Source organism: Microcystis sp. M049S2 (assembly GCF_020245625.1).
Taxonomy (GTDB): Bacteria; Cyanobacteriota; Cyanobacteriia; order Cyanobacteriales; family Microcystaceae; genus Microcystis; species Microcystis ichthyoblabe_A.
In genome coordinates, this window is the sequence record NZ_JADBUN010000226.1 from 1 (window position 1) to 9,505 (window position 9,505).

10 protein-coding genes are annotated in these 9,505 nt (G+C 43.9%); 7 read left to right on the top strand and 3 right to left on the bottom strand.

What is annotated here, in order from left to right; genetic code table 11:
• Positions 1-237: 237 nt before the first annotated feature.
• Positions 238-969 carry a PEP-CTERM sorting domain-containing protein gene (locus IM496_RS18445; protein ID WP_194014393.1) on the bottom strand — a complete coding sequence of 244 codons (732 nt, stop codon included), beginning with the start codon at positions 967-969 and terminating at the stop codon, positions 238-240.
• Between the two features lie 705 nt (positions 970-1,674).
• Between IM496_RS18445 and IM496_RS18450 the strand changes: the two genes are divergently transcribed.
• The 5 genes from IM496_RS18450 (at position 1,675) to IM496_RS18470 (ending at position 5,807) form a co-directional block, all read left to right on the top strand.
• Entirely contained in the window at positions 1,675-2,286 is a 612-nt protein-coding gene (locus tag IM496_RS18450; RefSeq protein WP_287662868.1) for an IS607 family transposase, read from the top strand.
• A 136-nt stretch (positions 2,287-2,422) separates the two neighbouring features.
• Positions 2,423-3,439 carry a thiamine phosphate synthase gene (locus IM496_RS18455; RefSeq protein ID WP_287662870.1) on the top strand — a complete coding sequence of 339 codons (1,017 nt, stop codon included), beginning with the start codon at positions 2,423-2,425 and terminating at the stop codon, positions 3,437-3,439.
• Between the two features lie 220 nt (positions 3,440-3,659).
• Positions 3,660-3,875, top strand: coding sequence for a sulfur carrier protein ThiS (gene thiS / locus IM496_RS18460; protein ID WP_190537598.1), 216 nt, complete (start codon positions 3,660-3,662; stop codon positions 3,873-3,875).
• 28 nt (positions 3,876-3,903) lie between these two features.
• Positions 3,904-5,040, top strand: coding sequence for an anhydro-N-acetylmuramic acid kinase (locus tag IM496_RS18465; protein WP_287662872.1), 1,137 nt, complete (start codon positions 3,904-3,906; stop codon positions 5,038-5,040).
• Positions 5,037-5,807: a peroxiredoxin-like family protein gene (locus IM496_RS18470; protein WP_287662874.1), complete on the top strand. Its 771-nt coding sequence runs from the start codon at positions 5,037-5,039 to the stop codon at positions 5,805-5,807. Before IM496_RS18465 ends, IM496_RS18470 begins: the two co-directional genes overlap by 4 nt.
• A gap of 95 nt (positions 5,808-5,902) precedes the next feature.
• On the opposite strand, the gene IM496_RS18475 is transcribed toward IM496_RS18470, so the two are convergent.
• Together IM496_RS18475 and IM496_RS18480 are read right to left on the bottom strand one after the other, a co-directional pair.
• A complete protein-coding gene (locus IM496_RS18475; protein WP_287662876.1) occupies positions 5,903-6,847 on the bottom strand; it encodes a PhzF family phenazine biosynthesis protein in 945 nt (314 codons plus the stop codon).
• Between the two features lie 298 nt (positions 6,848-7,145).
• Positions 7,146-7,619 carry a hypothetical protein gene (locus IM496_RS18480; protein WP_104398242.1) on the bottom strand — a complete coding sequence of 158 codons (474 nt, stop codon included), beginning with the start codon at positions 7,617-7,619 and terminating at the stop codon, positions 7,146-7,148.
• Between the two features lie 61 nt (positions 7,620-7,680).
• On the opposite strand from IM496_RS18480, the gene IM496_RS18485 reads away from it, so the two are divergent.
• Positions 7,681-9,000, top strand: a complete 1,320-nt coding sequence (locus tag IM496_RS18485) for an aminopeptidase P N-terminal domain-containing protein (protein WP_287662878.1) — start codon at positions 7,681-7,683, stop codon at positions 8,998-9,000.
• Between the two features lie 118 nt (positions 9,001-9,118).
• On the top strand, positions 9,119-9,505 hold a 387-nt coding region (locus IM496_RS18490), incomplete at its 3' end, for a Uma2 family endonuclease (protein ID WP_287662880.1).

Here is a 9,505-nt window from a genome sequence, read left to right on the forward strand (position 1 = left end):
GCGTTAAAAATTATCAGATGCCCCCCTTATTATAAAGGGGGATCGGCACCCCCCTTATCAAGGGGGGCAGGGGGGATCAAACGACCTGTTGAGTAAAAACAAAAATCAGGTCTTGACTTGCGTTAGAATCAATACTTAAGAAAAAGCTAAAGGCTAGAAAACCAAACAGGGCATCTAACCTTTAGCTATTCTTGTTCAACGTCACAGTTATCAATGTGTACGAGACATTGGTAACTGTTATTTTTGTCTCTTCAAGCGGGAAACCAATCCTAAACCACCCACTGCCAGAAGTCCGAGGATAGTACCCGGTTCGGGAACTTTGGTTTGATGAACCGACTGTCTGAAATCGGACATCGCTGCCTGACCTAATCCACCTACAAGAGCGATATCTTTGGAATTAGTTAATATTTTTTGCGGTGGGATTACGGGCTTTTGATCTTTGGGCATAACAACTGGAGGTGTCATACTTGAGTCGATTTCAGTATTCAAAGTAATGAAAATACTGGGATCGGAGGGGGAGGTCACCGTATCGAGAATGACGAGTTTACCGCCATCCCGAGCGTCAGCAGCGACTAGCTCTTGGTCTACCGAAGTGATCCATCCAGAAAGTGCTTCAACGTCGTATTTAAAGTCGGTATCAACGCTTTGGCCTGGTCCTACACTCCATAAGGCAGATTGGAAATCAATAAAATATTCTCCATGCGATGGATTAGTCACTGTAGCCGCTATATCCGCCAAGGTAGGAGTGGTCGCACCGTTAGAGATAGAACTAAAATCTCTGAAATTGAAATATCGCTTGGTGTTGCAAATAATTTCATCACCACTAAAAAGGTTTGTGAAGGAGACTGTTTGGTTGCACCCGAAATTAGCGGCGTTAACAGGAGTAGACACGATACCCACACCGGCGAGAACCCCGATCGCTAGAGAGCCAGAAGCAAAGGTTTTGGTTAATTTGTTGGTTGTCATCATAACTGAATTATCCAGTATTAATTGTGTGTACTGTAGCCCTCAAAAGAAGTTAGGCAAGCGTTAAGCCCGCTGATAACTTTTTATTTGACTTGACAGAACTATAGCGAAACTTTTCAAAAAAAAACAAGTGTTTTAGAAAACTTTTTTCAGCAATATTTATCTATTTTTTTGTCCAATTTGTAGCAGTTTTTTCTTGAAAATAACTGCCCAAAAATTGACAAATATACCCAAGATTTTTAGTGAAAGTTGGACAAATAAACAGGCTCTACTTCAAAAAAAATCTCTCAAATTGTTACAAAACTTAATCAAGATAGGTACAATGTATAAAACTTAACAGTTTTGATCGTTAAAACTGGAATTGTATAAGAATTAAGGGACTTGCGCTTTGATAATGTACCTTTTGGGCGAACGCAGTTCGCCCCTACATTGTGGACAAAATCCGTTACTATAGCTCAGGTTTGCTGATCACCCTAAGTAGGGGGAGAGCCTTCGAGGGACCCCGCACGATAGCCTTGATAAGGGGGGTGTCTGATAATTTTTAACGCCTACCTACTCATCTCTATCTAAAGGGGGATGATTAATTTTCCTAACTCATGCAAAATCACCACTGGAAGGTGATACCAATATAAAAGTGGACAACCGACTGTCTAAAGTTGGACAATTCTCTCTCGATAAATTTCTTTAATTAAAACCGAGTTATATACTATGAATAACCTCATCACTATTCGAGAAGCCTCGGATTTACTCGGAGTTAGCATTAAAACCCTCCGGCGCTGGGAACAACAGGGGAAAATTGCCTCAATTCGTACCCTCGGCGGTCATCGCCGATTTCGACGGGGAGATATCTTACAATCTGTACAAGAAACTGGATTTATTGTGGGCTATGCTCGTGTTAATCGACCTGAACAAAAACCACAATTAGACGAGCAGATAAAAGCGTTAGAAGACTTTTGTAGTCAGCAGGGTCAACCCTTTGAAATTCTCACCGATATCGGCAACGGAGTCAGTCACAATCGCCCTAATCTTATGCGTCTAGTAGAGATGATGTGTAACGGTGGGTTGGAATGTCTAGTTTTAACCCATCCAGAAAGTGTTGGCCGCTTTTGTCATGATTTTATTTTGGGTTTGTGCAGTTTCTTGAAAATCCAAGTCATTCTCCTCAATCAACCCCAGAAATCCATTGCAGCTGAGGATTTAGTGGACGATCTGCAAGCCCTCGTCACCATCTGTTACAATCGTCTCTACCCGCTACATAACCCGGATCATCGGCAATTGGTGGAATACCTAGGGGCGCTTAAGAATCTCCCCCCGGCTTAAAATTGTCCTTGGCGTGGGTTTCTCCTCCCTCTTTTTAGTTGTCTGATGCCGCCTCTACTGTTCCCCGAACAAGGGCCAAGAATAGTAATATTTTAGCTGACGGCTAACGGCTATAATAACTCTACATTGACGGCAAATGAAACTAGAAACCACGGCGATTAAACGGATTCTCGATGCTAACCTTGACCGCGCCAGAGAAGGACTGCGAATTATCGAAGAATGGTGTCGTTTTGGCTTAGATAATCCCGATTTAGCCCAAGAATGTAAAGAAATGCGCCATCAATTAGCTAGTTGGCACTCGATCGATCTTAAACTACATCGGGACACAGCCGGCGATATCGGCACAAATTTAAGTCATCCCAGGGAAGAAATCCGGGAGACTGTCGAGGGACTGCTGCAAGCAAATCTCGCTCGCGTACAGGAGGCTTTTAGGGTTTTAGAAGAATACGGTAAACTATATGATCTGGAGCTAGGGATAGCCTGTAAACAGCTGCGCTATCGGGTTTATCAGCTAGAGAGTAAACTGTTAATCTCGCCACCTCTGGAAAAACTGAAAGCATCTCCCCTCTATCTAGTCACTTCTCCCGCCGAAAATCTGTTAGAAATCGTTGAATTAGCCCTAAAAGGAAGTTTAAAATTGGTGCAGTACCGCCATAAAACCGCCGCTGATACCATTCGTTTAGAAGAAGCCGCTAAACTGTGTGAGTTATGCCACCGTTATGATGCTTTATTTATTATGAACGATCGCGTTGATATTGCTAAGGCCATTCATGCCGATGGTGTTCATCTCGGCCAACAGGATCTACCGATTTCCCTAGCGCGGCAATTTCTCGGCCCGACGGCAATTATCGGCCGGTCCACCACTAATCCCCAAGAGATGGCCAAAGCAATCCAAGAAAAGGCCGATTATGTGGGAGTCGGTCCAGTTTATGCCACCCCCACCAAAGCGGGAAAAACCCCCGCAGGATTGGAATACGTCCGTTATGCGCGGGAAAATTGCCCTTTACCCTGGTTTGCGATCGGTGGTATTGATAGTAATAACATTAAAGAGGTTTTAGAGGCAGGAGCGCAACAGGTAGCTGTAGTCCGGGCCATCATGGAAGCGCAGCACCCCGATGTGGTGACACAACAATTATTAGACCAATTAAAGTAGGGTGTGGGGTGTAGGGAGATAGGGTGTGGGGTGTGGGGTGTGGGGTGTGGGGTGTGGGGTGTGGGGTGTGGGGTGTAGGGTGTGGGGTGTGGGGTGTGGGGTGTGGGGAGAATAAAGCTGCCTTTTGCCTTTTGCCTTTTGCCTTTTGCCTTTTGCCTTTTGCCTTTTGCCTCCTGTCTCCTAAATACTCCGATTAATTCATTTGTTCGTATCCAAATCCATGTCAGAAATAACCTTGCAAATCAACGGCAAAACTCAAACCTGTTTACCCGCAACTAAACTACCGCAAATGTTAGAAAATTTGGGCATGAATCCTCGGTTAGTTGCAGTGGAATATAACGGGGAAATCCTCCATCGTCAGTATTGGGAAAACACGGAAATCAAGGAGGGGGATAAATTAGAAATTGTTACTATTGTCGGGGGGGGGATAAAATAATCAACAATCGACACTTGAGGGAAAAAACTTGTTAGTTATCGGTTTAATGAGTGGCACATCGGTGGATGGCATCGATACCGCTTTAGTGGAGATTAGCGGTACAGTGGAATCTCCACAGGTGCAGTTATTAGCAGGGGAAACCTATCCCTATTCCCCCCGATTACGCGAGACAATTTTACAAGTTTGTGGGGGAGAAAAGCTATCTATTGAAGCTTTAGCCAGCTTAGATGATGACATCGCCGCAGAATTCGCCCAAGCCGCCTTAAATATCCAAAAAGAAGCCCCAAAAGCCCAATTAATCGGCAGTCACGGTCAAACCGTTTTTCATCGACCCCCCGCAAACGATCGCCTCGGTTACACGGTACAATTAGGACGGGGAGCAGCGATCGCAAAAATCACCAGTATTCCCACCATTAGTAATTTTCGCGCTGCCGATATCGCGCAAGCTGGTCACGGTGCGCCCCTAGTGCCGAAAATTGACGCTTATTTGCTTTCTCACCCCACCAAAGCCCGCTGCGTCCAAAATATCGGTGGTATTGCCAATTTAACCTATTTACCCCCCCGACAAAGGGAAAATTGGCAGCAAAAAATTTTCGGTTGGGATACCGGCCCCGGCAACGTCCTCATCGATTTGGCCGTACAATTTTTGAGCCAAGGCCAACAAACCTACGACCATAACGGTCAATGGTCGGCCCAGGGTCAACCCTGCTCCGAATTAGTTCATAAATGGCTACAGGAGCCTTATTTTCAACAATATCCCCCTAAATCCACCGGCAGAGAGTTATTTAGTCCCGCCTATCTAGCCCAATTGCACCGGGATGCCCAAGCTTATTCCCTCAGTGATGCCGACTGGTTGGCTAGTTTAACCGATTTAACCGCCATTTCGATCGCCCACAGCTATCAAACCTTTTTGCCAGAAATGCCTGCGGAAGTGCTGCTCTGCGGTGGTGGCGCTCGTAATGCCTACCTGCGGCAACGACTTCTAGCACATTTGGGGTCAAATGTCAAGCTTTTGACCACCGATGAGGTAGGATTAAATAGCGATTTTAAAGAAGCGATCGCTTTTGCCCTTTTGGCCTATTGGCGCTGGCACGATTTCCCCGGTAATTTACCGAAAGTCACGGGAGCAAAAGAGGCGGTTTTATTAGGAGAAATTTATCTATGAGCAGCATATATGAAATATTTTCAACAATTCAACGCCAAAGGGTCAGCGATGGGCAAATAGTGCCAATTTTAAGCGATTGTGCCGACTATAAACGTCTTTTAATTCTTGTTTGGCCGCAATTGGGAGATTTTGACAGTCTCGAATATGCTTGGTGGTTAGAAAAAGAGGCGGCCCTTTGGCAAAATGCCGGGATTACCATTCGTGCCATCGGTATCGGCAATCGCAATTCAGGTTTAAAATTCGCTGAATATACGAAATTTCGGCAAGATTGGCTTTTTGTTGACCCCAAAGCTGAATTACACGATTTATTACGACTTTATCGCGGTTTATCGTTAAAATTACCGAGATTTTCTCCCGGACAAAATTCCTGGTTAAATCTAATTTTGATGTGTGCGGGTGTGGGTAGTCCGGGGACTCTGGCCGAAGTGCTGCGGGGTTATCTTGGCGATCGCAAAGCCCCCCAATTAATTGCCGAGGAGGAAACAATACAAGCGCGGCCTTTACCAGCTTTCCGGGGTTCCCTATTCAATCTTGCCGGGGGTCAAGGTTTTCAGCGACCTTTTGAATTAGCCACCCTGAGACTCCGTAATATGACTCAAGTTTTGGGCAATTGGTCAACCTATGTCCCCGATAGTAGTTATCTCACCCAACGGGGAGGGACTTTTTTGTTTGATAGTCAAGGAAATTTACTCTATGAGCATCGAGATGGAGGTATCTTGGGCTTTGCTGAGAATATGAGTTATCCTCTCGCTTTTTTGCGGGATTAAGCTTTTTTCTTCTCTATATAGAGAGTTTCGATTAAATAATACCAGTCCAAAATTTTAATCCTTTCCTGTTTCTCACCGATTTCAGGGAATAATAATCACAATAACCCTTTTGTAGGGCTTTTTGTTTCCCCATCGGGAATTATCATCTTACCTTGGCAGACTAGAACTGATGCACCACCCACAGAAACTTCCGTAATTTTACGGTTGTTTTTCTGAAACTTTAATTGTAAACTGCTGGGTCTGCCCATTTCCACTCCTTGGATTATCGTCCATTGATTCATCCCTTCCCTAGAAGATTCTAAGGCCCCTAGGTAGCCCGCTAAAGCGGCCACAGCCGAACCGGTGGCGGGATCTTCCATAACTCCTAAACCGGGGGCAAACATTCGGCCATAGAGACGAGATTGGGGTGATTCTGGGTCAAAACAGCAGACAAAAAGGGAATTAGCGGGGGATTGGCCTAATAATGATGACCAGAGAGTTAGATTTAGTTTTATTTTCCCTAAAATATCTCGATTTTTGACGGGGATGAATAAAAAAGGAAGACCACAGGAAAAAGACCGGGGGGGATAACCGGGTAAGAAATCGGCAACGCTTAGGGACAGAATCGCCGCTAAATCATCGAAAGCATAAGTATCCGTCACTAATTCTGGCAATTGTGCCACTTTTAACTCACTATAGACCGGTTTTTCCCCCTCCATGATAATTTTCACCGGTACTAAACCGACTCCTTCCTCCAGATAAATCGTGGTTTCTTGGTAGGGGGGAATAGCGCCGATTAGGGCTAAAATATAGGCTGTGCCGACGGTAGGATGGCCCGCAAAGGGTAACTCGGTACTGGGGGTGAAAATCCGGACTTTTTTAGTGCCTTGGGGCGTTTCTGGCGGAAAAACGAAGACTGTCTCCGAGAAGTTAAATTCGGCGGCGATTTTTTGCATCTGGGTGCGGGTTAATCCAGACGCTTCCGGAAAAACCGCCAGGGGATTACCACCAAAAATGCGATCGCTAAAAACATCGGCGGTATAGTAGGAATAGGTAGGCACGCGGGGGATAGGGCAACATTTATCGGAGAATTTTTTGATCTTACACCTATCTTCACCTCTGACCGACCCCCGGTTGTCTGTCTAGGGATAGATACTCCTTGTCAGTCCTGTTAGTCTCTGTTGACTAAGAAATAATGAAAATACAGAGTTTTTCGTGAAGATAAGGCATATCTTGAATCGTCTCGGAGTCTCCTATGGGAGAAACCACAAAGACACAAAGGACACAAAGATTGATCGCTCCTATATAAGTTAAACTCATAACACAAAGAATAAGAGAGCCTAACTGCTATAGACTCTACTACTTATCTGCTTCTAATCTGGCTAATAAACTGACTAACTTATCTCTGACGGAATTGTGGGTGTATTCGTCTTCAGGGTGGGGTTTTTGATGGGGTTTTTGAAAATAGGGACGTTCCCCGTATAATTGTCCCCATTTCACATCGACTCGGTGTACTAATTCATAGAGTAATTCTTGATTGTCTAAAATTTCTTCTAGGATTAACTCTAAAGCTTGAACGGGATTATCTAAATTTTGACTGACTTTTGTTAATTCTTCATCGACGATAAGCTGTAAAATTATCTGCAAAGCTCCCGAAGAATCCCCTAAATTAGCGGCAATAAATTGTTTAATCTCTGTGGTAACTTGCACTAATTTGGGGACAGGAGATTCCCCTTTGAGGAAATCCGCCCCCTCTTGAGCGATAAAATCTGCTAGGGTAAACTCGCGCCTTTCGATGATATCTTGGGAAAAATCTGGTTCTTCAGGGGTCATAAATTAAAAAGATTAGCGATAATAGACTCTAGGACTTATTGTGACATTTTTAGGAATATCTATGGGCATCGATCGCAGAGAGTTTCAGCACCGTCGTCAGCAAGTAATGGAAAAAATCGGCAATGGAACCGCAATTTTTCGCAGTGCGCCCATGGTGGTCATGCACAATGACGTAGAATACACCTATCGTCAGGATAGTGACTTTTTTTACCTGACAGGATTTAATGAACCGGAGGCGGTGGCGGTTTTAGCACCCCATCACCCCGAACATCAGTTTATCCTGTTCGTGCAGCCAAAAGACCCAGAAAAAGAAACCTGGACCGGCTATCTCCACGGTGTGGAAGGAGCAAAGGAGATTTTTGGGGCTGATGAGGCCTATTCTATCCAAGAATTGGACGAAAAATTACCCCAATATCTCGAAAAAGCCGACCGAATTTATTATCATCTCGGCCGGGACAAAACTTTTAATACAAATGTTCTCAGGCACTGGCAAAAATTAATCGCCACTTTTCCCCGTCGCGGCACCGGACCGACTGCTTTAGAAGATACTAATTTTATTCTCCATCCTTTGCGCTTACTGAAAACCGAGGCCGAATTGGACAATATTCGCAAAGCAACTGCTATTTCAGCCCAGGCACATAATCGGGCCAGAGAATTTACCAAAGTTGGTCACTACGAGTATCAAATTCAAGCGGAAATCGAGCATACTTTTCGCCTAGAAGGGGGTATGGGTCCAGCTTATCCTTCTATTGTTGCTAGTGGTGCTAATGCCTGTATTCTGCACTATATCAACAATAATCGCCAAGTACAAGAAAATGAGCTTTTGTTAATTGATGCCGGTTGTGCCTACAATTACTATAACGGTGATATTACCCGCACTTTTCCCGTTAATGGTAAATTTACCCCCGAACAAAAAATTATCTATGAAATTGTTCTGGAAGCTCAATTAAAGGCGATTGAAGTGGTAAAAACCGGTAATCCTTATAATCTTTTTCATGACACGGCCGTGAGGACAATTGTGGAGGGATTAGTGGATTTAGGGCTATTGGTCGGCGATATTGATGAGATAATTAAAGAGGAAAAATATAAGCCTTTTTATATGCACAGAACTGGTCATTGGTTAGGATTAGATGTCCATGATGCAGGAGGTTATAAAGTTAACGAAGAAACTTGGCAGACTTTGCAGCCTGGTCATGTTTTAACCGTGGAACCGGGTATTTATATCGCCCCCGATATTAAACCTGCTGAAGGACAGCCGGAAGTGCCAGAAAAATGGCGAGGTATCGGTATCCGTATCGAAGATGATGTGTTAGTTACTGCCACAGGAAATGAGGTTTTAACTGCAACGGTTCCCAAAAAAGTTGAGGATATCGAATCTTAAGTAAAAAGCTAGGTGTTAAAAATTGTCAGTTCCCCCCTAACCCCCTTATTGAGGGGGGATTAAAGGCAATATCTATCCTCAAAAAGGAAATTAAATTAAGTTTTTTTTAGAGATTATTATGGTTGCTACCCAACAAAAATTATATACCTTTGCAGAATATTTAAATTATCGTGACTCCACAGATAATAAATACGAATTATTTAACGGAGAATTAATTTTTATGCCTCCCGCTAGTGGCTTTCATGCTTTGATACTTAGATATATATTTAAGGTGTTAGAAAGGGAAATAGAGAGGCTACAATTAGACTGGCAAGTTATGCCCGCTACGGTGGGAATTCGCACCGATAAAGCTAAATCGAGAATCCCAGACTTAATGATTTTAACTGCCGAACAATGTCAAGAGATTAGAAATATGACCACAGCAGTGATTGAATTTCCTCCCCTCTTAGTTGTAGAAATTGTTAGCCCCGGTAATGCCGATGATGACTACCGTTATAAGCGTTCA

What these genes read in the sequence shown, in the direction of transcription:
- IM496_RS18445 (WP_194014393.1), bottom strand. Translation starts at nt 969, where the DNA reads ATGATGACAACCAACAAATTAACCAAAACCTTTGCTTCTGGCTCTCTA.
- IM496_RS18450 (WP_287662868.1), top strand. Translation starts at nt 1,675, where the DNA reads ATGAATAACCTCATCACTATTCGAGAAGCCTCGGATTTACTCGGAGTT.
- IM496_RS18455 (WP_287662870.1), top strand. Translation starts at nt 2,423, where the DNA reads ATGAAACTAGAAACCACGGCGATTAAACGGATTCTCGATGCTAACCTT.
- thiS (WP_190537598.1), top strand. Translation starts at nt 3,660, where the DNA reads ATGTCAGAAATAACCTTGCAAATCAACGGCAAAACTCAAACCTGTTTA.
- IM496_RS18470 (WP_287662874.1), top strand. Translation starts at nt 5,037, where the DNA reads ATGAGCAGCATATATGAAATATTTTCAACAATTCAACGCCAAAGGGTC.
- IM496_RS18480 (WP_104398242.1), bottom strand. Translation starts at nt 7,619, where the DNA reads ATGACCCCTGAAGAACCAGATTTTTCCCAAGATATCATCGAAAGGCGC.
- IM496_RS18485 (WP_287662878.1), top strand. Translation starts at nt 7,681, where the DNA reads ATGGGCATCGATCGCAGAGAGTTTCAGCACCGTCGTCAGCAAGTAATG.